Source organism: Pseudoalteromonas sp. SG43-8 (assembly GCF_014164245.1).
Classification (GTDB): domain Bacteria; phylum Pseudomonadota; class Gammaproteobacteria; order Enterobacterales; family Alteromonadaceae; genus Pseudoalteromonas; species Pseudoalteromonas distincta.
In genome coordinates, this window is the sequence record NZ_JACJEX010000009.1 from 82,220 (window position 1) to 105,951 (window position 23,732).

24 protein-coding genes are annotated in these 23,732 nt (G+C 40.4%); 10 read left to right on the forward strand and 14 right to left on the reverse strand.

What is annotated here, in order from left to right; all coding sequences use genetic code 11:
• Window positions 1–28: 28 nt before the first annotated feature.
• Complete coding sequence (locus H5122_RS15190) at window positions 29–3,391, reverse strand: ATP-binding protein (RefSeq protein ID WP_182682616.1); 3,363 nt, start codon at window positions 3,389–3,391, stop codon at window positions 29–31.
• Between the two features lie 115 nt (window positions 3,392–3,506).
• The gene (gene ycaO / locus H5122_RS15195; protein WP_182682617.1) at window positions 3,507–5,267 is read right to left on the reverse strand and encodes a 30S ribosomal protein S12 methylthiotransferase accessory factor YcaO; all 1,761 of its coding nucleotides are present in this window, start codon (window positions 5,265–5,267) and stop codon (window positions 3,507–3,509) included.
• Window positions 5,268–5,423: 156 nt separating this feature from the next.
• On the opposite strand from ycaO, the gene H5122_RS15200 reads away from it, so the two are divergent.
• The 4 genes from H5122_RS15200 (at window position 5,424) to H5122_RS15215 (ending at window position 10,554) form a co-directional block, all read left to right on the forward strand.
• A complete protein-coding gene (locus tag H5122_RS15200) occupies window positions 5,424–7,709 on the forward strand; it encodes a penicillin acylase family protein (protein WP_182682618.1) in 2,286 nt (761 codons plus the stop codon).
• Between the two features lie 58 nt (window positions 7,710–7,767).
• The gene (locus H5122_RS15205; RefSeq protein WP_182682619.1) at window positions 7,768–8,616 is read left to right on the forward strand and encodes an MBL fold metallo-hydrolase; all 849 of its coding nucleotides are present in this window, start codon (window positions 7,768–7,770) and stop codon (window positions 8,614–8,616) included.
• Between the two features lie 88 nt (window positions 8,617–8,704).
• Complete coding sequence (locus tag H5122_RS15210) at window positions 8,705–10,237, forward strand: bifunctional GNAT family N-acetyltransferase/carbon-nitrogen hydrolase family protein (RefSeq protein ID WP_024595458.1); 1,533 nt, start codon at window positions 8,705–8,707, stop codon at window positions 10,235–10,237.
• Window positions 10,237–10,554, forward strand: a complete 318-nt coding sequence (locus H5122_RS15215) for a multidrug efflux SMR transporter (protein WP_002962354.1) — start codon at window positions 10,237–10,239, stop codon at window positions 10,552–10,554. The genes H5122_RS15210 and H5122_RS15215 overlap by 1 nt, the downstream gene beginning before the upstream one ends.
• Before the next feature lie 67 nt (window positions 10,555–10,621).
• Here H5122_RS15215 and H5122_RS15220 read toward each other — a convergent pair whose 3' ends face one another.
• Window positions 10,622–11,500 carry an EamA family transporter gene (locus tag H5122_RS15220; protein ID WP_370659550.1) on the reverse strand — a complete coding sequence of 293 codons (879 nt, stop codon included), beginning with the start codon at window positions 11,498–11,500 and terminating at the stop codon, window positions 10,622–10,624.
• A gap of 239 nt (window positions 11,501–11,739) precedes the next feature.
• On the opposite strand from H5122_RS15220, the gene H5122_RS15225 reads away from it, so the two are divergent.
• Entirely contained in the window at window positions 11,740–12,123 is a 384-nt protein-coding gene (locus H5122_RS15225; RefSeq protein WP_002961011.1) for an MAPEG family protein, read from the forward strand.
• A 73-nt stretch (window positions 12,124–12,196) separates the two neighbouring features.
• Here H5122_RS15225 and H5122_RS15230 read toward each other — a convergent pair whose 3' ends face one another.
• The 3 genes from H5122_RS15230 to H5122_RS15240 all read right to left on the reverse strand — a co-directional run bounded on the left by H5122_RS15230 (window position 12,197) and on the right by H5122_RS15240 (window position 14,584).
• Window positions 12,197–13,405 carry a TonB family protein gene (locus tag H5122_RS15230; RefSeq protein ID WP_182672085.1) on the reverse strand — a complete coding sequence of 403 codons (1,209 nt, stop codon included), beginning with the start codon at window positions 13,403–13,405 and terminating at the stop codon, window positions 12,197–12,199.
• A gap of 9 nt (window positions 13,406–13,414) precedes the next feature.
• A complete protein-coding gene (locus tag H5122_RS15235) occupies window positions 13,415–13,789 on the reverse strand; it encodes a BlaI/MecI/CopY family transcriptional regulator (RefSeq protein ID WP_007377323.1) in 375 nt (124 codons plus the stop codon).
• Between the two features lie 102 nt (window positions 13,790–13,891).
• Complete coding sequence (locus H5122_RS15240; protein WP_002961005.1) at window positions 13,892–14,584, reverse strand: pseudouridine synthase; 693 nt, start codon at window positions 14,582–14,584, stop codon at window positions 13,892–13,894.
• A gap of 109 nt (window positions 14,585–14,693) precedes the next feature.
• Between H5122_RS15240 and H5122_RS15245 the strand changes: the two genes are divergently transcribed.
• Together H5122_RS15245 and H5122_RS15250 are read left to right on the forward strand one after the other, a co-directional pair.
• A complete protein-coding gene (locus tag H5122_RS15245; RefSeq protein WP_002961002.1) occupies window positions 14,694–14,999 on the forward strand; it encodes a DUF6482 family protein in 306 nt (101 codons plus the stop codon).
• Window positions 15,000–15,039: 40 nt separating this feature from the next.
• On the forward strand, window positions 15,040–15,447 hold the full coding sequence (locus H5122_RS15250; RefSeq protein WP_182672083.1) for a GNAT family N-acetyltransferase: 408 nt from the start codon (window positions 15,040–15,042) through the stop codon (window positions 15,445–15,447).
• 10 nt (window positions 15,448–15,457) lie between these two features.
• Here H5122_RS15250 and H5122_RS15255 read toward each other — a convergent pair whose 3' ends face one another.
• The 8 genes from H5122_RS15255 to H5122_RS15290 all read right to left on the reverse strand — a co-directional run bounded on the left by H5122_RS15255 (window position 15,458) and on the right by H5122_RS15290 (window position 21,573).
• Entirely contained in the window at window positions 15,458–15,814 is a 357-nt protein-coding gene (locus H5122_RS15255; RefSeq protein WP_008136149.1) for a HopJ type III effector protein, read from the reverse strand.
• Between the two features lie 21 nt (window positions 15,815–15,835).
• The gene (locus H5122_RS15260) at window positions 15,836–16,939 is read right to left on the reverse strand and encodes a retroviral-like aspartic protease family protein (protein WP_182682620.1); all 1,104 of its coding nucleotides are present in this window, start codon (window positions 16,937–16,939) and stop codon (window positions 15,836–15,838) included.
• A gap of 23 nt (window positions 16,940–16,962) precedes the next feature.
• Window positions 16,963–17,670: an HAD-IA family hydrolase gene (locus H5122_RS15265; protein WP_182682621.1), complete on the reverse strand. Its 708-nt coding sequence runs from the start codon at window positions 17,668–17,670 to the stop codon at window positions 16,963–16,965.
• 10 nt (window positions 17,671–17,680) lie between these two features.
• Entirely contained in the window at window positions 17,681–18,625 is a 945-nt protein-coding gene (locus H5122_RS15270; RefSeq protein WP_024594613.1) for a tyrosine recombinase XerC, read from the reverse strand.
• Window positions 18,622–19,233 (reverse strand): DUF484 family protein, encoded by a 612-nt coding sequence (locus tag H5122_RS15275; RefSeq protein ID WP_182682622.1) that lies wholly within the window; start codon window positions 19,231–19,233, stop codon window positions 18,622–18,624. The genes H5122_RS15270 and H5122_RS15275 overlap by 4 nt, the downstream gene beginning before the upstream one ends.
• Complete coding sequence (gene dapF / locus H5122_RS15280; protein WP_182674459.1) at window positions 19,230–20,060, reverse strand: diaminopimelate epimerase; 831 nt, start codon at window positions 20,058–20,060, stop codon at window positions 19,230–19,232. The genes H5122_RS15275 and dapF overlap by 4 nt, the downstream gene beginning before the upstream one ends.
• Window positions 20,061–20,124: 64 nt before the next feature.
• On the reverse strand, window positions 20,125–21,378 hold the full coding sequence (lysA, locus tag H5122_RS15285; RefSeq protein WP_002960983.1) for a diaminopimelate decarboxylase: 1,254 nt from the start codon (window positions 21,376–21,378) through the stop codon (window positions 20,125–20,127).
• Window positions 21,379–21,573 carry an LPS translocon maturation chaperone LptM gene (locus H5122_RS15290; protein WP_024594615.1) on the reverse strand — a complete coding sequence of 65 codons (195 nt, stop codon included), beginning with the start codon at window positions 21,571–21,573 and terminating at the stop codon, window positions 21,379–21,381.
• A gap of 168 nt (window positions 21,574–21,741) precedes the next feature.
• On the opposite strand from H5122_RS15290, the gene cyaY reads away from it, so the two are divergent.
• From cyaY to H5122_RS15305, 3 genes are read left to right on the forward strand one after another with little or no spacing between them, the layout of a single operon-like run.
• Window positions 21,742–22,065, forward strand: coding sequence for an iron donor protein CyaY (cyaY, locus tag H5122_RS15295; RefSeq protein ID WP_002960979.1), 324 nt, complete (start codon window positions 21,742–21,744; stop codon window positions 22,063–22,065).
• On the forward strand, window positions 22,062–22,718 hold the full coding sequence (locus tag H5122_RS15300) for an alpha/beta hydrolase (RefSeq protein WP_002960978.1): 657 nt from the start codon (window positions 22,062–22,064) through the stop codon (window positions 22,716–22,718). The genes cyaY and H5122_RS15300 overlap by 4 nt, the downstream gene beginning before the upstream one ends.
• Before the next feature lie 22 nt (window positions 22,719–22,740).
• The gene (locus tag H5122_RS15305; RefSeq protein ID WP_182682623.1) at window positions 22,741–23,718 is read left to right on the forward strand and encodes a DUF2914 domain-containing protein; all 978 of its coding nucleotides are present in this window, start codon (window positions 22,741–22,743) and stop codon (window positions 23,716–23,718) included.
• Window positions 23,719–23,732: the final 14 nt, after the last annotated feature.

Sequence of the window (23,732 nt, forward strand, 5' to 3'; positions counted from 1 at the left end):
AGTAAGCGTATTTTATTAGCTTACACCTTTATTGAATGCCAAGCCATTGTTGAAGCTTTGGTTGTAATGCAGCTAAATCGAGAGGCTTACTTAAATAGTCGTTCATGCCTGCGGCTAGACATTTTTCTTTATCGCCCTGCATGGCATTGGCTGTTAGCGCAATAATAGTAATATTTTCATTATCTTTACCTGCATCACCTTCTCTAATGGCTTTAGTGGCTTGGTAGCCATCCATTTCGGGCATTTGGCAATCCATTAAAACTAGCTTATATGGTTTACCTTGTTTTGCATTGAGCTTTACAATTGCCTCAAGTCCATTTTCGGCAATATCAAAAGTAACACCCGCCTGCTTTAATAGCGCAGAGGCAACCACTTGGTTTATTTTATTGTCTTCAACAAGCAATAGTTGTGGTTCTGATGAATCGAGTACTGGCGCTTTAGTTAGCTTGTTTTGAAGCTGTGCTTGTTGCTGCTGTTGTTCAATGTATTTATCGTTTGTAAGTGAGTCAAACAAATCAGACGGTGTGAGAGGTTTGAAAATCATACAGTCGACTTCCATACCTACTTTAGACTCCTCAGACGAATAACTCATTGGCGCCATAATAACTAACTTGCAACTATGCATATTTATAAAGTTTTTGAGCGCGTTGATATGCGTTTGTGGGGCTTTTTCAAAAAAGTAGTAATCAACTAAAATAGCACCAGGGTGGGTGGTTACATTACTTAAGTAATCATCAACCTCAAGATAGTTATGTATACAATTAACTTTTGCACCCCAAACAGTGAGCTGCTTATTAGCGGTGTTAGCATTTAACGAGCACTCATCAATAATTAAAATATGTTTGTTTTTAATTAAATGACTCGGTAAATCTTGTTCTTTACTTAAGCGCGGTTGTATTTGTACTGTAAAAGAAAATGTACTTCCTTCACCTTGCATACTGTTTACACTCACTTCACCGTTCATCAGTTCGCACAATTGTTTTACTATGGCAAGGCCAAGCCCTGTGCCCCCAAATTGGCGTGTTGTTGAAGCATCGGCTTGTGTGAATGAGTCAAATAACGACGCTTGTTTTTTAGGGTCAATACCAATACCAGTATCAATAATCGAACACTGTAGGAACGAGCCATCCGTTGTTTCATCTATTCTGGCAGTAATGACTACTTCGCCATCAATAGTAAATTTAACCGCGTTGCCAATTAAGTTATTTAAAATTTGGCGCAAGCGGTTAGGGTCACTAATTATCTCGCTAACAGTTATTTGAGTAGCATCTAGAATAAGTTTTGTATTGTTTTGTTCTACCTTTAAAGCAAAGGATTCCACCACTTCGCCTAATAACCGAGGTAAATTAAATTGCACGTTTTCAATATCGAGCTTACCGGCTTCAATTTTAGAAAAGTCTAATATGTCATTAATTATATTAAGCAAAGATTGAGCTGATGATTGAGCAAGTTCAATATGATGTTTTTGCTGCAGGTCCAATTGAGTTTGCTTAATTATGTTAAGCATACCTAAAACACCGTTCATTGGGGTGCGAATTTCGTGGCTCATACTCGCTAAAAATTCACTTTTAGCTTCAACAGCTTGTTCGGCGGTTTCTTTGGCAGAAACTAGTTTTTGTTCGGTTTCAATTCGCTGTTGGCTTGAGTGCAAGCTGCCTATTAACGCTGCAACGGCAATTAAAAAGCTTTCTTCGTTTTTAGACCAGTAGCGTTTTGATTGGCATTGCTCTGCGCAGACGACTCCTATAGCGCCACTTCCTGCAGGGATTATTACGCACAGCATTGATTTAATCTCGAGAGTCATTAAATACTGTTCTTTAATTGGCTCGAGTATTGGGTGTTCTTGGGCGTCAGGCACATTAAATACAGGCTGGTGATCTATTGCATTAAAAAAGCCGGGAAGATTTTTTCTTAGCCAAATAGAGTCAATTTTATCACTAGACGAATGTTTACTATGTATGGCAAAAGGGCTTAGTTGGGATTTGTCTTCATTAAAAAACCAAATACTGGCACGTTTAATATCAAATGCTTGGCAGATTGCTTCAGTAATAATATCTTTTGATTGGCTCAGTTGCCCAGTTAATATTAATTTATTAACGGTAAGGGAGGCTAAAATTTCGTTGTGTAATGCTGTTTTATTATTTTCTAATTCAATCTTTTTACGGGTATCAATATTCTGTAATGAGCCAAAAATACGTGTGCATCGTCCATTTTTTCGTTCTGCTTCACCATGTACGAGTACCCAAACAGATTCACCTTCTTCATCCATTACTTCTAATTCAACTTCGTAGCTTTCACCATATTTTATAGCTCGTTCAATTAAAGGTTTAATTGTTTCTCTGCTAGTGCCTTTTTTAAAGTAATTTAAATCTTTAGGCCATTCTGGTTGGCTATTTAATGGGTATTTAAATAGTTTTTTGGTCATATCAGACCAATACACTTGTTTCGTTTCTAAGTTAAATGACCATGCGCCTATTTGGGCTAGATCACTCATTGCCTCAAGCATTTTTTCGTTTTGTTGCTGGCGATTAAGCATTTTCAAAAAGAATAAAAAGGCCCAAATTAATAACCCGCAAATAATTATAATTGATAGCCTAAGTGGCCATACAGCTGAATTTGGTGGGCTCCAACCTATTTTAGGTGCTACGTAAAGTTGCCAATTGCCACCTTGAAAGCTTAACGTAAACTCAAGGGGGTCTTGCTCTATTATGTTTTGATTACCGTAAAAAAACTCCCCTTTGCTGCCAAGTCCATGCCTGCCTTGTAAAGCGACGTTGTATTCTTTTTCTAGCTCATAAATACCTGAATTTTCATAGACTTTTTCAATGTTGAGAACAACTGAAAGTAATCCCCAAAAGCGATTTTCTGGCGGTATGTAAACAGGAACGCGGGCTATAAGTGCTACGTCACCTTGGATTAATTTTAATGGGCCAGCCATTACAATGGTATTTGTATCGCGAGCTCTAATAGCATCAGCGCGTTGGTTTTTTTCTTCTAAAAAGTTTAAACCGAGTGCTTTTTCATTACCTTTTAAGGGGTAAGTCATGCGAATTACCATATCGGGAGCGCCACCAATATTGCGAAGCTCATTTGAGGTTTTAAATAGTGGTTGGGCAATTTGTTCAAACTGTGTTTGCTGTAAATCAGGCTGCGCCGCTACGGCAACACCTAAACCTCGAACTAGTTGGATATTAGAAACTAAAATAGATTCTAATTGAGCTCGATATGTACTTACTTCAGAAAGAATTTGTAGGCGATGAGCATCTTTAACACGATTGTAGTTAATACGATCAAGAACGATACCAACTAGTACAGTTAGCGTAAGCGATAACCAAAAGGTCAACTTAAAGTTATGAACGTTCGTTTTTTTATTGTTAGTAGATGGTGGCATTTGCTACATCGTGGCGTTAATTTAGGCAAATTAACTATAGCTAATTTATTACACAAATGAAAACGGCGCATTAACAAATGCGCCGTTTATTTTTTATAATTAGTAGTTTAGCGAGTTACGAGTCGCTAACTTCACGCGCCCAGTGATTTTGCTTTGCTACATGTAGCTTGCGGTAACCATCAAGTAGCGCCGCATGCTTTTTAAAGCCTTCAAGCGATAAACCAGGGAAAGTTAAACCGTTAAACTGCTTTTTACCTTCGGCAATTTCTATAGCCAGCGCTACATTATTAGCACCAAACATTAAGCCTAGCGCATCTTGGTAATCTGCGTATTCGCGCTCGTCATCGTATTTAATTTCAAGAACTGCTTTTAAACAGCGGAAGTGGCGCATTGCCTCTTCATTTACTTGGCCTGTATGAAGTATCCAGTCAACCCAATCAATGGCTTCTTCGCTGCCTGCAGCTAAACATAGGTGCGCTTTAAGCTCACCTATACGCAGAGTGTGCCATGGTGTGTCGGCATCGGTTGCAAGGCCAATAAATTCTGCGGCGCGGATAATATCGCTGTGGCCTGCTTCTTCAAGGCTGTCGTAAATTTCCATCCATTGCTCTGCATCGTACTGATCAAGCGATAGGAATACTTCGCGAAATTTTGCGCCTTCGTTGTTGTTACGCCAAATAAGCTCATCAACAGGGTAAATGTCAGACATGCCAGGTACTAAAATACGACACGCGTATACGTTTAGGTGCGTGTAATCCATGATGTAGATATCATGATCCATGCTATGAATTAGGTCAGTACAGAAGTTATATTCTTCTTCTGTTGTTCCGCTAAAGTCCCAGTGTACAAATTCAAAATCAGGTTTTGCACGGAAAAAATCATGCGAAATCAAACCACTTGAATCAATAAAGTGCAGTTCAATGTTCTCTGGTGTTGCTACTTCATCGTTATCAAATGTTGCAGGTTGGAATACATCTAGTTGATCAAGACGACGACCTTGTAGTAACTCAGTAACGGTACGCTCAAGCGCAACTTCAAATGATGGGTGAGCACCAAAAGAAGCAAATACAGAACCATCTGTTGGGTTAATAAGCGTTACGCTCATTACAGGGTATTTACCCCCAAGTGATGCATCGGCAATACGTAAATGAAAGCCATGGCTGCGAAGCTCTTCACACGCTTCGTGAATTTTAGGGTATTGCTTAACAACGTCTTCAGGCACGATTGGTAAACAAATACCTTCGGCGATGATACGGTTTTTAATAGCACGTTCAAATACTTCTGATAAACCTTGTACGCGAGCTTCAAACTTGGTGTTACCTGCGCTCATACCGTTAGATACAAAAATATTACCGATAACGTTTACCGGAATGTATACGTCTTGGTTATCGCGTTGGCGTGTGTATGGCAGGGTACAAATACCACGATCGATATTGCCTGAGTTAAAATCAAAAAGGTGTGATGCGTTTAGTTCGCGCTCTGGGTCAAAGTAATCCCATAAGCTTTCATCCATAATGCCCTCTGGCACTTCATCGCCTTCAACTTTAAACCATTTTTCGCTTGGGTAATGAGTAAACTCGCCATTAGCAAATTCTTCACCTAGATAAAAGTCTGCAAAAAAGTAGTTACAGCTTAAACGTTCAAAGTATTCACCGAGTGCTGAAGCAATAGATGCTTTGTCGGTTGCGCCTTTACCATTGGTAAACATAACACCGCAGTCGCTGTCTTTTATATGAACCGAATAACAGTTAGCTACAGGGTTAAGCCAAAGCGCTTCTTCAACATTAATGTTTAGGGCTTTAAGCTTGTTTTGCATGGTAGAGATTGACGATTCTAGGTCGCGGTCTTTACCTTTGATAAATGTTTTTTCAGTCATATTGATCTCAACTAGTTCTGCACGATGTGTGGAGCTGACATTATCGTGGATTTTGATGTTTATTTCACCCTTTGCGAGCAAGAACATTATTATTTAATAAAACTGTGGTTATTATATGTGCTTAACGCTTGGTCAAAACGTGCAAAGGAAACGGTGATGTTTAAAGTAATCAAACGCTTGTTGTTATTAATTGTGATATTAGGGCTGGCAAGTACCGCTGTTGTTTATGGGGTACTTAGTTTAAGTTTACCCGCCCTTGATGGAAACGGACGCAGTAACGCGGTAGCAGAGCCTGTAAAAATTTCGCGAGATGCATTAGGGCAAGCAGTAATAAACGCCAATAGCCGAAACGACGCCGCCTACGGTTTAGGTTATGCGCATGGGCAAGACCGATTTTTTCAAATGGATTTACTAAGGCGTAATGCCGCAGGTGAGTTAAGTGAATTATTTGGCCAAGCAGCGTTGGGGCTCGATAAAAAAATGCGTTTTCATCAATTACGTAAACGCAGCCAAATTATTTTACAAACCTTGCCAGAGGCAGATAAGCAATTACTTAAAAGTTACGCTCAAGGTGTAAACGAAGGCTTAGCGCAAGTAGGGTATTCAAGCTTTGAATATTTACTAACAGGTGCAGCGCAAAAGCCATGGCAAAGTGAAGACAGCCTACTTGTGATATTTAGCATGTACCTTGATTTACAAAGCGCCACATTTGAGCGCGACCAAGCACTTATTCAAATTGAGCAAGCATACACAAAGCAAATGGTTGATTTTTTAACGCAACCGAGTAAGTACCAAGCCGCGCTTGATGGCAGCAAATTAGCGCCTTATAACGGCGGCATACCTACCTTTCCAACTCAAACAAAGCATATAGTTAAAAGTATTGAAGCTAACCAAGAGCGCGGCAGTAACAACTGGGCTGTTACAGGGGCGCTTACTAAAACAGGTGCTGGTATGGTGTCGGATGATATGCATTTATCGATGGCAGTACCTGTAATTTGGTACAGGGCACAATTAAATTACATGCACAGTGGTGAGCAGACTCAGGTAACCGGAGTATCGCTGCCCGGAGCACCAGCCATTGTTGTTGGCACTAACAACAATATTGCATGGGGGTTTACTAACGGTTATTTAGATGCTGCCGATTGGATTGCATTAAACGATGATAGTAAAACATGGCAAGTTGATGAATCGATTGCATTACCCGATGGGGAGGTTGAAAACTATTCATTAATACTCAGTGAATACGGACCTGTAAAATATATTAACGAAAAACCTTATGCGTTGAGCTGGGCTGCCCATCAGCCTTATGCCGTTAATATGCAGTTATTAAAATTAGAGCAAGCCAAAACGGTAGATGATGCACTTGCTGTAGCAAGCGATGTGGGCATTCCGGTGCAAAACCTAATGGTGGTAGACAGCCAAGGTAGCGCAGCGTGGAAAAACATGGGCGGTATACCTGCTCGTAAAGCGCCAAGTGTGCTTGGCGTAAATGCCGATGACTACTCAGCGCTTTGGCAGCAAAATGAATTACAACGCCCTTTTATTAAAAACCCGCAAAACGGTCGATTATGGACTGGTAATTCTCGCGTGGTATCGGCTGAGGATGACGCGCGTTTTGGTAATGGTGGTTATGCACTCGGCGCACGTTCGAGTCAAATTCGCGATAGATTATTTGAAAAACAAACATTTGCTGAGAGCGACTTTTACGCATTACAACTTGATAATCAAGCTCGCTTTTTAATGCCTTGGCATGCTCTGCTATTAAAGCAATTAAAAGCCGATATAACTAAAAATCAGCAATATATAACAGCGCTTGAAAACTGGCAGCAATGTGCGTGTTTAGCCTCCATAGGGTATACCTTAGTTAAGCGCTACCGCGATGAAGTGATTAATATTTTATTTAGCAGTATGGAAGATGAATTAAATAAACAACAAGGCACACTTAAATACGTAAAACGAGATTTAGAGCCCGCTGTTTGGCAGCTTATAAACAACAAGCCCGACGCATGGATAAACCCACAATTTAAAAGCTGGGATGAGCAGCTACAAGGAGCATTTAGCCAGACTATTACTAAGCTTACAGAACAGTTTGGTAATAATGTACAAAACTGGCAGTGGGGCAAGGTAAATGAGTTAGTGATAGAGCATCCGTTTGCAAAGCAAATGCCGTTACTTGCTAAGTTATTAAATATGCCCACAGCACCGGGTTTTGGAGATAGTTATATGCCCGCCGTACAAGGGCGTAGTTTTGGCGCATCGCAGCGTTTTATTGCTCAACCTGGGCATTTAGAGCATGCAATTTTAGCTATTCCCGGTGGGCAATCGGGGCATCCTCTTTCTGAGTTTTATAGAGCGGGGTTTAGTGATTACATAGAAGGTAAACATACGCCTTTATTGCCTCAAGAATTAATACATCAAATAGTAATAAAGCCGACACGATGAACTAAAGTATAGCTAAACACGTTCTATATAATTACCAATAAAACAACAGAGAACTAAAATGAAAAAAATACTACCCGCATTAATAACAGGTTTATTACTAAGCACTACAGCGCAAGCAGATGATGGCCCAGTAACAGCACAAAAGCTAAGTGAGCATGTATACGTACTATTTGGGCAAGGCGGTAATGTTGCAGCAAGTGTAGGTGATGATGGCATTTATATTATTGATGATCAGTTTGCCAAACTCTCAGATGATATTAAAAAAACCATTAGCGATTTAAAACCAGGCAGTGCAGAGTTTGTTATTAATACTCACCATCATGGCGATCATACCGGTGGCAACGAGAACTTTGCTAAAGCGGGTGCGCACGTTATAGCGCACGACAATGTACACAAACGTCTAGAAGAGCAGCACGGGGAAGGGTCAGACTTTTTACCGCGCATTAGTTTTGGTCATGACTTAAAACTACATTTTAATAACGAACACGCCCATGTAGTGCATTACGAACATGCACACACCGATGGCGATTCGGTTATCTTTTTTAGTAACGACAACATAGTGCACATGGGCGACATTTACTTTAATTTTGGCAGCTTACCGTTTGTTGATGTAGATAGCGGCGGCAGCGTTGATGGGATTTTAGCGGCAGTAAACGATGTAGTTAATCAAATTGACGACAACACTAAAGTAATACCAGGACACGGCAAGGTAAGTGACCGTTCAGGACTGATAGCGTATGGTAAGCTAGTTCAAAACGCGAAAGACGTGATGCTAAAAGCAATGCAAAATAATGCAAGCTTAGAGCAAGTACTTAAAGCCGATCCATTGGCTGAGCTGAATCTTGAATACGCAGGCTGGTTACCAAAAGAGAAAGTAACCACACTTTTTTATCGTAGCTTAAAGTAGTACGCGTAACGTAAAAAACATGATACAAAGCTGAGTGTACTTTAACGTACATTCGGCTTTTATTTTCTTATGCCCAAAGGAGTTGTGTATGTCGGCAGAAAAAACCCATCTTGAAATTTGTAACTTAACCAGAGAGCAATATCCGCAAATTAAAACCTTGATGGATCAAGCGTATCCCGACTTAGGCGGTGCGTGGCCAAGTCATACCATTTTTAGATTAATAGACCAATTTCCTGAAGGGCAAATAGGTATTGTGGATGACGGTGTGCTGGTGGGCTTAGCATTAAGCGTGCAGGTTGATTACACGCGTTTTTCAAACCCACATACATACGAAGATATTGCAGACGGTCACGACCGTGTATTTAGCGATACCGACGGCGATGCGCTATACGGCTTAGATGTTGCTATTAGCGAAAGTCACAGAGGCATGCGTTTAGGTCGTCGCCTTTATGATGCCCGTAAAGAATTGTGCCGCCAATATAACTTACGCGCTATTTTAGCTGGTGGGCGTATTCCGCGTTATTACAATCACAGCAGTGAAATGACGCCAATGGAATACATTGCAAAAGTAGATCAAAAAGAATTATACGATCCTATTTTGAGTTTTCAGTTATCTAACGATTTTCAGGTAAAACGCTTACTTAAAAAGTATTTACCGGAGGATCAAGAGTCCGTTGGTTACGCTACTTTACTTGAGTGGAATAACATCATGTATGAGCCAACAGACACGGTACTTGAGTCAACTAAATCAATCGTGCGAGTAGGTGCTGTGCAATGGCAAATGCGTTGTGTTGAATCAGTTGAAGAAATGCTAAAGCAGGTTGAATACTTTGTAGATACCGTATCTGACTACAAAAGTGACTTTATATTATTCCCTGAGTTTTTTAATGCGCCACTAATGGGGCTAGGGAATCAAAGTAATCAAACAGAAGCGATTCGCTATTTAGCGGAATACACCGAAACATTTAAAAACGCCATGTCGCGTATGGCAATAGAATACAACGCCAATATTATTACCGGCTCTATGCCACTTGCCGAAGATGATAAAATTTATAACGTAAGTTACCTGTGCCATCGTAGCGGTAAAATAGACGAGCAACGTAAAATACATATTACCCCGCATGAGCAAAACGATTGGGTTATTCAAGGCGGCGACAAAATTGCCGTGTTTGATACCGATGCTGGTCGTGTAGGTATTCAAATTTGTTACGATGTAGAGTTTCCTGAGCTTTCACGCATATTGGCCAAACAAGGGTTAGATATTCTGTTTGTGCCATTTTGGACTGATACTAAAAACAGTTATTTACGTGTGCGCCACTGTGCACAAGCGCGTGCAATAGAAAACGAATGTTATGTGGTAATTGCAGGTTCGGTGGGTAATTTACCAGAGGTAGAAAGTCTTGATGTGCAGTACTCACAATCGGCGGTATTAACGCCATCGGACTTTTCGTTCCCGCACGATGCAACACTTAACGAAGCCACACCAAACACCGAAATGCTGCTATTTAGTGACCTTGATATGGATAAGCTTAAAATACTTCACAGCGAAGGCACAGTGCGTAACTTAAAAGATCGCCGCGAAGATTTATACGAAGTAATTGTTAAAAAGAGAGACGTTTAATGGCGTGGGTGTACTTAATTATTGCTGGGTTACTTGAAATTGGCTGGCCGATTGGCTTAAAAATTTCGCAAAACGCTGATACACGCTGGCAAGGCATAGCAATAGCGGTGGTATTTTTAGTCGCTAGTGGTTTTATGTTGTGGCTTGCACAAAGGCAAATATCAATGGGCACCTCATACGCCGTATGGACAGGTATTGGCGCCGCCGGTACGTTTTTAGTGGGTATATTGTTTTATAACGATGCCGCTACATTTGGTCGTATTGCGGGAGTATTAATGATTATTAGTGGTGTGATAACACTTAAAATAAGCTCTTAATTGGTAATTTGAATAAACGCTTAATTATGAATAGCGCAGGTATAAAAGCCTGCGCTTTTTTATGCTTTTAACTTGGCAACATAACCAAAACAGCGGCAATAGCTATGAGTATTAAGCCTGCTGTATCTTGTTTCTTAAGTGGCTGCTTTAACCAAAGAACGGCAATTAGCATGGTAAAAAACACTTCAACCTGTCCAAGTGTTTTAACGTAAGCAACGTGCTGTAAGCTCATTGCACTAAACCAGCCAATAGAACCGACACAACTAAAAACACTAATTGCGGCTGTAGTACCTTTGTATTGCCACAGTTTACTAAGTGTTTGCGGCTCTTTTAATAATAAATAGCCCAGTAGTATTAGTGTTTGTAAGCTAATTACAAACAGCAAAACCCAAGCTGCTGAGTGAGGAAATAATAATCCTGAATTTAAGCTCGCTTCACGTACCCACAGCGATGTAAGTGCAAAGCAAGTACCACAAGCCAGTCCTAATAATGCTGTTTTAGCATTAAAGTGTTTAACGCTTGTTATGCCACTGAGTAGCAATACGGCGATAGCGCCAAAAAACACACCAAGCCAACCGAGCAAAGAAAGTGCCGAGCCAAAAAATAATACACCTAAAATGGCAGCTACTAACGCCTCGCTTTTGGCAAGACCAGCACCTACGGCGTAATTATTCATTTTAAATAGCTTAACCATTAAACCAGTGGCAAGTATTTGCATCACACTTGCGCCTACAATAAATCCCCAAAAGGCATTATTAAACGTAGGCATGGCTGTATCTTGATATTGATACAAACCATATAAATACACGCCAGCAATAGGGCCTGCGATAATAAAGCGGGAGAGGGTTACGCCAGCCACACTCACATCGTTACTTAATTTACTTTGCAGGGCATTACGCCATGCTTGCATGAAGGCGGCTAAAAAAGTGAAAAATATCCAGGTCATGGTCGTCATCGTTAAAATGTAAGGCAGTAAAGTTAACAAGCTTTGTGAAGTAAAGCGATGCATTAACTATGATGTTGAATATTCATCATCTGCGACATTATGTCGCATGGGTTTGAGGATAAATTTAGCTATAGTAGGTCTGATGTTATTGTTAGCCGCCAGAGTTTGTCATAAAACGTATCTGGCGGCTTTTTTATTACGCTTATGCTAAATTATCCGAAACATCAAAAGGATAAATTATGACAACATTAGTTGTATGTGCATTACTTGCGGTATTAATGCCTTACTTTGCAAAAGTGCCGGTTGCTATAGCAATGGCCAAATTAGGTCGATACGACAATAAACACCCAAGGGCGCAACAAACAAAATTAACCGGCTTTGGTGCACGGGCGCTCGCTGCTCATCAAAACTGTTTTGAATCGCTTGCTGTTTTTGCTGTCGCTATTGCAGTTGTGCTGGGCACTAACTCTGTAGGTGCAGTGACCGAAATGCTAGCTGTTACGCATATTGTGTCGCGTATTTTGTATTGCGTATTTTACTATATGAACCTAGATATAATTCGCTCATTAGTGTGGTTTATTGGTTTGGGTACAGCCATTGCCATGATTGTGGTGAGTTTGTAACTTTATAGCGTAAAACCACAAAGCAAGCAGCCTAAAAGGGCGCTTGCTTTGTAGTCTTGAACAACTCGCGGCGTTAATGCGATACTTTAATTCGCTCAATTAAATCGGTAGGCGCCACTTCACTATTAATCGCAAAATCTAGTTGCACAAGTACATCTTCAAAACCTGAATCTGATGCTTTATATTTCCATTTTGCTAGTGCCTCTTTCGCTGATTTATCAAAAACATCTTTAGGTTTTGATTGAATAACACTAATGTTTTTTGTTTTACCGTTTGCTGCAATATCGTATTTTAATACAACAGAGCCGCTGATCCCTTGTTGGGCTGCTTGTATTGGGTAAGCAGGTTCAATGCGTATTGTTGGTGAAATGTGATCCTCTTTAGTCATTGCCTCTGGTTGCTTTGCAATCGCTAAGCCGCTTAGCATGCTTGCGGCTACAAGTAATAAGCCACCTTTAGCAAACTTTGAACGCTCCCCGCTGTGTTTTATATTAGTAAGTCGTTGTAACATGGTTTTTTTATCTCCGTAGTGTGAATAAGCCATAAGTCCTGTGGGCGCATTTGCCGCGCAGTTTATTAAGGCTTTGCTATATAAAATATGTTGTTGTGTGGTTTTATTGGCAAGTACCCGTTCATCACAAGTTAGCTCTTGTAGTCGGCGCATGCTTGCGTAACAAAACCAAGCTAGTGGGTTAAACCAAAGTAAAATAGTAGGTAGTAACATAAGTGCGTTTGTTAGGTTGTCTTTGCGTTTTATGTGTACGTTTTCGTGCTCTAAAATAAGCGCTAATGTGGCTTTATCAAACTGGGTATTGTAGTTACTCGGTAACACCAGCTTGCTGTTTAAAATACCGACCACCATTGGCGTGGCTACATGTTGGCTGGTATAAGTTTTAACATCAGCGGTAAGAGTGCTTTCAAATTGGGTTAACTCAGTTAACTGCAGGCTTTTAACAAAGCGGGTATGCGTAATAAAGCTAGCTATTAATAACCCTGCGGTAATAAGTACATACATGAGCGCCCAGCTAATACCCATTTCATGTGTCAAAGGCTGGTTAGGGGTGATTAAGTAATGGTTAATATTGCTATTTTGCAGTGGTTTAATCGCATTTGGTAAATTAGCAATCACTAATGCCGCAGGTAATAGCCATGCTAATTTATATACAAACCGCGAGCCAAGGGCTTTTAAAGCAAATCGCTCAAGTAAAATAAATCCACAAAACAAAATACTTAATAGTAATTGCTGCTCAATTAACCAATTAAAACCAGTTTGAATAACCATGTTAATCCCTTATTTTTGGTTTTTTTCCCAGTCATCTATAACTTTTTTAAGCTCGTTTATATCTTGCTGAGAAAGCTGCTCCGATTTAGCAAAACCACTTACAAGTGGCGCAATACGCCCACTAAAAAATCGCTCAATAAAGTTTTGGCTTTCTTTTAGGGTGTAGTCGGCGCGCTCCATACAGGGAGTATAAATATATTGGCGACCTTCTTTTTCAAATGTAAGTGCGCCTTTTTTTACTAGTCGACCTAGCAGGGTTTTAATGGTTTTTTCGTGCCATTGCTTATCGTCACTTAAGCGCTCAATTATTTGGCTCGCGGTGGCGGGGTAGTTAATCCAAAGTGCGTCGAGCACGTCAAACTCTGCTTTTGATAATTCAATCATTTTATCGCCTACAAGTGTAATCTTTAATTTAAGACTACACCTGTAATCTATTTTTGCAAGTTTATTTTTTAACTTTTTGAGATGTAGTTAAGTGATTTGGTATTAGATTTTTGAAATATCGGTTTTATTAATTTGTATATATTGGTTTTCAGGTAGGTTTAGCTTTGAAAGGGTGAGGTCACTAAATTGCACTCTAAATAAATCAATTACTTTGTATCCGCAGTAATGCGCCATTTTACGTATTTGTCTGTTTAGCCCTTGTTTTAAAACAATACTAAACTGATTACTGGCTATTTTATTTACCTCACAAGGCAGGGTTATGTGTTTATCAACGGGTACGCCTGCTGCCATTTTTTTACAAAAAGCATCGTCTAAAGGCTTATTTACGGTGACTAAATAATGTTTAGGCTGGTGGAAGTCAGGATGTATTAGTTGATTACAAAAATCCCCATCGTTGGTCAAAATAAGCAAACCACGAGAGTCTTTATCTAATCGACCAATAGGGTAAACACGGGTGAGTGTGGGCAAATGGTGAATAAGGCTGGCAGGGTCATCAATATTTAATTTACAGTCAATACCGACTGGTTTGTGGTACGCAAAATAAACTAAATCGGCAGCACCTTTAATTTCTTTTTCGTTCACTATTATTGTGTCTTGCTCATCAACGTGATCTATATGATTTGCTGGGCGATTATTTACAGTCACCACACCTTCATCAATTAAGCGCGATGCCTGTTTACGAGAGCAAATACCTGCATGGGCAATATATTTAGCGAGTCGGATTTTTGTGCTCATAACGTGTGACGCCAGCGGCTAATAAAAATTTGATCGTGATTATAGCAAAGCTGCGTATCGATAATGTTAAATAACCAGAACTCAGGTTAAATATAAAAAGGTAGCCAAGATGGGTATTAAATTTTCACAGTTAAAAAAGCACGAGCCGCTACAAAAAGTTATTGTTCACTCGTTAGATATGGCGCTTTATCAAGTATCGGTAATGATTAATAACGTTGAATACTATGTAACAGAAGACAGCGGTGAGTTTTTAAGAGCGCTCAGCCCACTGCATGTTCAAAAGCGTTTTGAAAAAATAGCGTACGCACAGATGATGTTAAGGCAAACAAGCGCTTACGACGAAATGTGCGGCCAGCCGGATAAAACCAGCAGCAATATGCTTGAAGTACCTTATGGTAAAAATAATCTTTATTGATTGAGCTAATTTGCTAGTATCTGCTTTTTAAGGGCGATAAATGTATCAATTAAAAGTAGATAATACCGATGCGTTAAACTCAGCGCTTCGCGCACAAATGGTTGAATTTAACGCCCAGCATTTTGATGTGCAAAGAGTGCCATTAGGCTATAAATTTACTGATGAGCAGGGCGAGCTTGTTGCCGGTATTAGTGGGTGTGTGTTTGGAAACTGGCTGATGATTAGTTGGCTTTGGTGTAGCGATATTGCACGAGGTAAAGGGCTTGCAGATAAATTGCTAACGGCACTTGAGCAAGCTGCTATTGAGCTAGGTGCTACAACTTCTCAGCTTGATACACTTGATTTTCAAGCAAAACCCTTTTATGAAAAGCGCGGTTATAGTGTTAAGTATCAACTTAATAATTACCCACGCTCAGGTACGCGTTACTTTATGGAAAAACCACTTTAATTTTTGTTGGCTATTTTTCTTTTAGTGGCTTGCCTTCAAAGGTAATACCTAAAAAAGGTGTTGCCTCTGGTGCTAACATAAACGTGCGAATGTTCATGTGATCATCCCCTTTAGGGTTTTGCAGCACGTCTTCTCGGTAAAACTTACCAAAACAATCCAACGTATTTTGTTTGCTTAAATCGTTTAATTTAGCAAACGCAAAAATTTTACATGAGCCGTTGTTCTCACTCGCAGCGCTAAGTAATCCATGGTTATTAAAGCCACATGCAGTAAAGTCGTAATTTGCTTCTATCACGGCCATTGTATCGGTAAATTGAATGCTTTTTGGGTTTTCAGCAAGTGCTTTTAAATAGTTATTTAGTGTCATGTGTTACCTTTGGGTTTTTAATTATTTAGCGCTCAACTCTAGCTCATCTGTTTGCTGATTTATATTGAATTTAAATCGCGATAAAAAGTTCATTCCTAGCAAACCTTGCCCACGGGTGTTTTCAATGCTTAGCACTTCAAAGCCGTAAATAATTTGCGAGCCCACTTTAAACGATTCAATTTGATAACGCTTTACAACAATTTGACCGTTAGCTGTATTTACCGTTACATCGCCTAAATAGAAAGGCTGTGGCGAAATTTGCTCAATAATATTTGTAGGTAGTGAGGTTACGCTTGCGCCTGTATCAATCATTAGTTCGGTTGATAGGTTATTATTTATTTCGGTGTTTATTAAGTAGTGCGCGCCGTAAGGCGTTAAAGCAACAAAGTCGTCTTGCGATTGTGCTTTATTGATCATCGCTTGCAGTGTTTGCACTTGGCTTTTTAGATTGTACTGGTTTGGCATTCGATCAAGGGTTGCTTGTGCGCTAATTAAATCGCCTTGCTGATAGTAGGCATACGCAAGCGGATATAAAAACTGCGCGTTATCGCTTTTATAATCAAGCCAAATTTGTGTTTGCTCAATAATAGCTTGCCAATTTTGTTGCTCAGTTAATGTGTGTAATTCGTTTTGAGTGAGCGTATTTAAACGCGTATTTACATTACTTTGCTGATCAGCAGGTTGTAATGAATTAAGCTCAAATAAAGCAATAATGGCATTTTGTGTTTGCTCGCTATTTATTAAATACTCAACCTGTAAATTAAGTAACTCTACGTTATAAGGGCTGTTATTTAATAGCGCATTGAGAAATGATTCGCTGAGTAATAAATTGCTATTTAGCCATGTTTTAAGCTGTATCAGCCAAGATGAATAAAGGTTTTTTGCGATTTCTGGATTGCTGTTTTTGAGTTGTTGATAGCTACTAAGTGCGGCTTCAAATTGGTGTTTTTTAAACTGCTGCTTTGCCGTATTTAATAGCGTATTTTGTTGTTTAGGCGATATGATTTTTTCAGCACCTTGCGTTTTTTGTGGTGTAGTTAACGCAGGCTGAGGCCATAATAAATAAGCGTTAAGGCTAAGTGAGCCAATTAATAGCAAGGTGATTAGCTTGGTATAGTGGCTCATTGTGACCTCTTATTTTTAATCGGTTATTTAATAAAGTGCGTTAAGGCATGAATATTGGTTATTTCAATATCGGCCAGCCCTTTATAAGCATAATTGGCACCTTGATCGTTTAACCATACCGATTGGCAACCGGCATTATTTGCGCCTTGTACGTCGGTATCTAGGCTATCGCCAATGTGTAAAATTTCACTTTTAACAACGTTTAAGTGCTCGGCGGCTTTATCAAATAAGGTGCTGTGAGGTTTTGCTTTACCGTGCATACCCGCTTGTAACACGAGCGAAAATTTATCGTGTAAGTTAAAGCGTTCAATTTCAACGTTACCGTTAGTAATTGCAACCAGCGTAAAGTGCTGGGCTAAGTTATCTAGCAGCTTTAGTACGTCGTCGGTTACCACTATTTTACTGCGCGCATCGGCAAAGGCGTTATAGGCAGCATCGGCATGATGCTCTACCTCTTGCTCGTTCAAATCTAGTTTAGAAAGGGCTAAGCGCAATGTATGTTGGCGCCATTTAGTGACGTTATCAGCAAGTTCAGGTAACTGTAATACGGCCTCATTGCGGCATTGTTGCCAGTATTTTGGGCCTTGGGCTAAGTAGCTCGGGAGCGCCTTTAAATAATCTTGCTGCGCTTTAACCGCTGCTTTTATAATGGGGTGATTGTTGTAAAGAGTGTCGTCTAAATCAAAGCTCATGACAGAAAATGACTTAATAGCACGATTAAATCGGATCATATTTATTTTCCTAATCAGTTCGTTTTTTTGCACGAGGGTGAGTGTTGTCGTACACCTTGGCTAAATGTTGAAAATCTAAATGCGTATATACTTGTGTAGCCGACAAACTGCTGTGCCCTAGTAATTCTTGCACAGCGCGTAAATCACCAGATGATTCTAAAATATGTGACGCAAACGAGTGGCGCAGCTTATGCGGGTGAACCTGCGAGCTAATACCTTGTTTTATTCCCCACTCTTGCATGCGTAGGCGCACTTGGCGAATCGAAATACGGTTTTTTTGGCTACTTAAAAATACTGCTATTTCATCGGGCTTTGCAAACTGAGGGCGTATTGTGAGCCATTTTTTTAATGCGTCTAACGCTTTTTTGCCCACCGGAATTAATCGCTCTTTATTGCCTTTACCACGCACTAAAATTTCACCATTGGCAGCGCTAATATCTTGCATGTTAGCGCCAACTAACTCGCTTATACGCAGCCCTGATGAATACATTAACTCCATCATTGCTTTATCTCTAATTGCGAGAGGTTCGTCGTCGGGTATTTCGAGCAAGCGTGCCATTTGATCTACATCGAGATTCTTAGGTAGGGGCTTTGCAAACTTAGGGCCTTTTATACCTATAGCCGGATTATGGTAATGCGATTGCTCGGCAATATTTTTTGCTTTTAAAAACTTATATAAGCTGCGAATACAGCTGAGCTTTAAGCTAATGGTACGGCCACTTAATTGTTTTGATCGCAGTGCCATGCTGTAGCGGCGAATATGTTCGCCTTGTACGCCAAACCAGTCATCACATAGTTTGCTAAAATAAAGGGCTGCAAAGCCAAGTTGGCTTACGTATTGATTAACTGTGTGCGCTGAATATTGTTTTTCAAACTTTAAATAATCGCTAAATAGCGTTATGGGTGTACGCCAGTGGTCACTTAGCGCGGTAATATTAGGCGCATCGTCACTCATGCTAGTTTTTGTAACCGCAGGTGTAATGCGTTTATAAAGTCGAGCACAAACAGGTTATCTTGCGCGGGCTCAAAATGGTTTACGTTATTGCTACCAAACGCCAAAATAGCGATAGGGTGCTTGGTGTCGCCAATTAAATAAATAGCGACGGATTGTGTATCTTCACTAAATAATTGTTCGCGCTCTTGTTTATTAATTCGCCCTAAATAATGCCCAGAATGGGTAAGGCGATGCGCAATAAGCTCGTCGTACTCGGGATTGTATTTTACTAATTTGCAGTCGTTAATATCTTCACTTGAGCAGATTATATTGCGTAGATTATTTGCAAGAGTGTCAAAATCGTCATGATCCCAAAGCTGGCGATGACACTGGCTAAACAAACGATATACGAGCTCGTTTTGCGTTGCATGCTTGCTCATAGCATCTATTTGGCTTTTTAAAAGCGTGTTGTGCTCGCGTAATTGACGTTGCTGAATATGTACTAGTGACGTTGCACCTTGAGCTTGCTGTTGCAGCTCAAGTTGTGCGAGTAGTTCAGGGTGATGAACTAAAAAGTCAGGATGTTGCTGTAAGTAATCAATAACCTGCTCTGTACTTAGCTCGCTCATAGCGCTACTTGTCCGTCGAAAACATGCTCTGCGGGACCAGTCATGCGTACCGGATGACCTTCACCACTCCAGCGCACTTGCAAAGTACCGCCCGGCAAATCTACTTGAACGGTTGTTGATAATTTATTTTGCATATGACCAATCACCATTGCTGCACACGCACCTGTGCCACAGGCTAGGGTTTCGTTAACACCGCGCTCCCACACTCTTAGCTTAATGTGTTCTTGCGATACAACCTGCATAAAGCCAATGTTCGCTTTTTGCGGAAAGCGTTCGTGGTTTTCAAGTAATGGACCCAATACATCAACTTGCGCGGTGGTTACGTCGTCAACTTCTAGCACGCAATGTGGGTTACCCATAGATACCGCGCCACTAAATACAGTGTGTTCTTGCGTTCTAATAATATAAGTAAGCTCGCGTTTGCTGGCTTTTAACGGAATTTTACTTGGCTCAAAATTAGGATGGCCCATGTTAACAGTTACTTGACCGTCTTTTTCTATGTAGAGCGTTAAGTTGCCCGACTTAGTCGATACACTAATTTTGTGCTTGTTAGTAAGGCCTTTCATGCGTACAAAGCGGGCAAAACAGCGTGCGCCGTTACCGCATTGTTCTACTTCGGTACCATCGGCATTAAAAATTCGATAATGAAAGTCGAGATCAGGTGAATATGGTGCTTCAACCATCAGCAATTGGTCAAAGCCAATGCCAAAGTGGCGATCTGCCAGTTTTTTGATTTGGTCTCGCGACAAAAAAACATTTTGTGTAATGTTATCAATCACAACAAAGTCGTTACCTAAGCCGTGCATTTTGGAAAAATTAACTAACATAGCGCTCTAATTCGGTTTTGCTCTGTGCTAATCATGCCACAGAGCAGCTAGTAGACAAAAACGTTTATGGTAAAACTTTCTCACCTTGATAAAGGCTTTCAATAGTTTCGCGTTCACGAATAAGGTGATGCTGCTGACCATCTACCATTATTTCTGCAACACGCGGGCGCGAGTTGTAGTTTGAGCTCATTGTAAAGCCATATGCACCCGCGCTTCGTTGTGCAAGTAAATCGCCTTGTTTAAGCGCTAGTTCACGGTCTTTTCCTAAAAAGTCGCCGGTTTCGCACACCGGACCCACAATATCAAAGTTGTGAGTAGGTGTTTCGTCGTCGCGAACGGATACCGGAATAATTTTTTGCCACGCTTGATAAAGCGCAGGGCGAAGCATGTCGTTCATACCTGCATCGACAATGGCAAAAAACTTGTCTTGGTTTTGTTTGATAAATTCAACTTGAGTAACCAAAATACCTGCGTTAGCTGCAATAGCGCGCCCTGGTTCAAAAATAAGTTCAAGATGTTTGTAGTTAGCTAAGCGTTCGGTAACTTGCGCTGCATATTCACTTGGGTGTGGTGGTTGCTCGTTGTCGTATGGCACACCTAAACCGCCGCCAATATCTAAATGAGTTAGCTCAATACCGTTAGTTTTTAGCTCATCAATAAGCGCCATTAATTTATCAAGGGCTTCTAAAAAAGGTCTAACTTGCGTTAATTGAGAGCCAATATGGCAATCGACACCAATTACTTTTAAACCAGGTAAAGCCGCTGCTTGTTGATAAACACTCACTGCTGTTTGAATATCAATACCAAACTTATTTTCTTTTAAACCGGTAGAAATATACGGATGTGTTTTTGCATCTATGTCTGGGTTTACGCGAATAGAAATAGGCGCTTCTAGGTTAAGCTCGCAAGCCACTTCAGAAATACGCTCAAGCTCAGACGCCGACTCTACATTAAAACATTTAATGCCCAGTTTTAATGCGTAAGCTATTTCGTCAGACGTTTTAGCCACGCCTGAAAAAACCACTTTAGAAGCATCGCCTCCCGCTTTAATTACACGCGCTAGTTCACCTTTAGATACAATATCGAAACCCGATCCTAAGCGCGCTAATATATTAAGTACGGCAATATTTGAGTTTGCTTTTACAGCGTAACATACCAAGCTTTTATGATTTTTAGTGGCGTTAGCAAATGCTAAGTAATGGCGCTCAAATGTAGCACGCGAGTATACATAACACGGCGTGCCGTATTGCTGCGCTATGCTTGCTACGCTGACGTCTTCGGCAAATAATTGGTTGTTTTTGTAGTTAAAATAATCCATTTATTGCTCCTGACTTTGCGATGCTTTAGCTTGCTCAGCGGTAGTGGCTGGTTTAGCTGTATTTTGAGGTTGGTTTTGCTCTGTTTGTTGCTCTGGTAAATATAACGGACCGCTTTGTCCGCAGCCAGCTAAGGCGCTTAACAGTACAGTGCTTATTAATAGTCTTTTTAATTGTAAGGTATGTGTCGCTTTCATTAGATTAATACGGTTGCTGGCTTTATAATCGCAGAGTAACAGAATATCTAAAAAATGCAGCTATTCGCGGATGATTTTATTCCTGTTACACTAGCTGCACATTTTTAAAGCTAATTTAAAGCTAAAACGTACCCAATATTAGGCGGCTCGCCTGCAAAGGAAATAACAATGACTGAACACGAATATCACCAATTAGCCGAAGCTCTTATGTTCACTATTGAAGAGCAGGTTGATGATTGCGAAGCTGATTTAGATTATGAATCGGCACAAGGTATTTTAGAAATTATTTTTCCTGATAAAAGTAAAATAGTGATCAATAAGCAAGCACCTCTTCATCAAGTATGGGTTGCGACTAAGTTTAACGGACATCATTTTGAAATGCGTGATGGGTTATGGATTGATAACCGCTCTGGCGCTGAATTTTGGGCGTTTATAAATGAAGCCTCAACTCGTCAAGCAGGCCAAGAAGTTAAGTGGCAATCATCACTATGAGTTTAGAATTTGTAGAATATGCAGCCCAAAGTGAACATAAAGCAACGGTTATTTGGTTACATGGTTTAGGTGACTCTGGGGATGGTTTTGCGCCAGTAGCCCCGCAGCTAAATTTACCAAGCGAGCTTGGTATACGGTTTATTTTTCCGCATGCGCCAGTGCAACCGGTCACCATAAATGGTGGCATGGAAATGCGCTCTTGGTACGATATTAAGTCTATAGAATTAGATAAGCGTGCCGATGAACAAGGCGTAAGAGATTCTGCTGCAAAGGTAGAAGAGTTAATTAATAAAGAAATTGCTAATGGTATTCCTGCTAATAAAATAATTTTAGCTGGTTTTTCTCAAGGTGGTGTTGTGTCTCTGCATTTAGCGCCGCGCTTTGAGCAAAAGCTTGGGGGTGTTATGGCGCTTTCTACTTATATGTGTGTGCCACACAAATTTGCTGATGAAGCAAAACATACTGATTTAAACGTATTTATGGCTCATGGTAGCCAAGATAACGTTGTACCGCACAGTGCGGGTAGAAATGCGTTTGAAGTATTAACAGCACATAACATGGATGTAAGCTGGCAAGAATATCCAATGGCTCATCAAGTTTGCGCAGAAGAATTGCAAGCTATTCGCCAATGGTTAATTGCTCGTTTAAGCTAATTTTGGAACCGCTGAGGTCAATATGAGTCAAAAAATAGTTATAAAAGCAAATGTTAAACGCGAATTACAACAGAGCGTACCAACGGTAAGCTACGAGTGGAATTGGCGTCGTATTGTGAGTATTGCTATGTTGGTATTAATGACCTCTGCAGCAGTTGTTTATGGCTTAACCACCTCTGTTAATGCAGAGCAAGGTGAGCACCCAAATGAGCAGGAACAATTCTTAAATTTCAGCAATAACGCTGAAAACCAAACAAGCGATGAGGTAATGGATGTTGAGTCAGAGTTATCTGCAAACAATACCCCAGCTGAGTCTGCAGAGGTAACTCAAGCGAGTATTGAACCTTTGTTAGCTGAGCAAAATGAGACCCAACTAAGCATTTCAAGTAATACACCTGCCGAAGTAGACCTTGTAAATAATACCCCGGCTTTGTTGGCTAACAACGATATTGTTACTGATCAAAGCGAAAGTATTAATACAGAGTTAAACTCAAACCTTGATAATGATGTGCAAGAAGAAACCGCAGAAGCCCAAAACGTAACTGAGCCTGCTAGTCAAAGTGACTTACTTTTAGAGTTAGAAAGTGATGATGGCGCATTGAGTGGCACTGAAGGTTTTTCCTCTACAGCACATGTGGCAAGTGTGGCATTGGGGGCGCAAATAGACACGGGTAAAATTAGTCGTGCGGTACTTACTCGTAAAGTAAGTAAGCGTGAGCCTACCAATGTGTTTGCTGCTGATATTAGGTTAAGCCAGTTTGAGGAAGGGTTATCGTTTTTTAGCGAGATTAAAAACCTTCAAGGCCAGCAAGTTAAGCATGTTTGGTCGTTTGAAGGTGAAACAATGGCTGAAATTACACTTAATGTTACTTCGCCTCGTTACAGAACGTACTCAACAAAAAATATAATGAACACACAAACAGGTCATTGGCGTGTTGATGTAGTTGATGAGCAAGGTAATTTAATTGCCCAAAAAGAATTTAGAATTTTAGCTGACTAAAACTGGCTAAACGC

Bases quoted from the DNA above. Each gene is read 5' to 3' on its own strand.
- H5122_RS15190 (WP_182682616.1), bottom strand. From the start codon at position 3,391: ATGCCACCATCTACTAACAATAAAAAAACGAACGTTCATAACTTTAAG.
- ycaO (WP_182682617.1), bottom strand. From the start codon at position 5,267: ATGACTGAAAAAACATTTATCAAAGGTAAAGACCGCGACCTAGAATCG.
- H5122_RS15200 (WP_182682618.1), top strand. From the start codon at position 5,424: ATGTTTAAAGTAATCAAACGCTTGTTGTTATTAATTGTGATATTAGGG.
- H5122_RS15205 (WP_182682619.1), top strand. From the start codon at position 7,768: ATGAAAAAAATACTACCCGCATTAATAACAGGTTTATTACTAAGCACT.
- H5122_RS15210 (WP_024595458.1), top strand. From the start codon at position 8,705: ATGTCGGCAGAAAAAACCCATCTTGAAATTTGTAACTTAACCAGAGAG.
- H5122_RS15215 (WP_002962354.1), top strand. From the start codon at position 10,237: ATGGCGTGGGTGTACTTAATTATTGCTGGGTTACTTGAAATTGGCTGG.
- H5122_RS15220 (WP_370659550.1), bottom strand. From the start codon at position 11,500: ATGACCTGGATATTTTTCACTTTTTTAGCCGCCTTCATGCAAGCATGG.
- H5122_RS15225 (WP_002961011.1), top strand. From the start codon at position 11,740: ATGACAACATTAGTTGTATGTGCATTACTTGCGGTATTAATGCCTTAC.
- H5122_RS15230 (WP_182672085.1), bottom strand. From the start codon at position 13,405: ATGGTTATTCAAACTGGTTTTAATTGGTTAATTGAGCAGCAATTACTA.
- H5122_RS15235 (WP_007377323.1), bottom strand. From the start codon at position 13,789: ATGATTGAATTATCAAAAGCAGAGTTTGACGTGCTCGACGCACTTTGG.
- H5122_RS15240 (WP_002961005.1), bottom strand. From the start codon at position 14,584: ATGAGCACAAAAATCCGACTCGCTAAATATATTGCCCATGCAGGTATT.
- H5122_RS15245 (WP_002961002.1), top strand. From the start codon at position 14,694: ATGGGTATTAAATTTTCACAGTTAAAAAAGCACGAGCCGCTACAAAAA.
- H5122_RS15250 (WP_182672083.1), top strand. From the start codon at position 15,040: ATGTATCAATTAAAAGTAGATAATACCGATGCGTTAAACTCAGCGCTT.
- H5122_RS15255 (WP_008136149.1), bottom strand. From the start codon at position 15,814: ATGACACTAAATAACTATTTAAAAGCACTTGCTGAAAACCCAAAAAGC.
- H5122_RS15260 (WP_182682620.1), bottom strand. From the start codon at position 16,939: ATGAGCCACTATACCAAGCTAATCACCTTGCTATTAATTGGCTCACTT.
- H5122_RS15265 (WP_182682621.1), bottom strand. From the start codon at position 17,670: ATGATCCGATTTAATCGTGCTATTAAGTCATTTTCTGTCATGAGCTTT.
- H5122_RS15270 (WP_024594613.1), bottom strand. From the start codon at position 18,625: ATGAGTGACGATGCGCCTAATATTACCGCGCTAAGTGACCACTGGCGT.
- H5122_RS15275 (WP_182682622.1), bottom strand. From the start codon at position 19,233: ATGAGCGAGCTAAGTACAGAGCAGGTTATTGATTACTTACAGCAACAT.
- dapF (WP_182674459.1), bottom strand. From the start codon at position 20,060: ATGTTAGTTAATTTTTCCAAAATGCACGGCTTAGGTAACGACTTTGTT.
- lysA (WP_002960983.1), bottom strand. From the start codon at position 21,378: ATGGATTATTTTAACTACAAAAACAACCAATTATTTGCCGAAGACGTC.
- H5122_RS15290 (WP_024594615.1), bottom strand. From the start codon at position 21,573: ATGAAAGCGACACATACCTTACAATTAAAAAGACTATTAATAAGCACT.
- cyaY (WP_002960979.1), top strand. From the start codon at position 21,742: ATGACTGAACACGAATATCACCAATTAGCCGAAGCTCTTATGTTCACT.
- H5122_RS15300 (WP_002960978.1), top strand. From the start codon at position 22,062: ATGAGTTTAGAATTTGTAGAATATGCAGCCCAAAGTGAACATAAAGCA.
- H5122_RS15305 (WP_182682623.1), top strand. From the start codon at position 22,741: ATGAGTCAAAAAATAGTTATAAAAGCAAATGTTAAACGCGAATTACAA.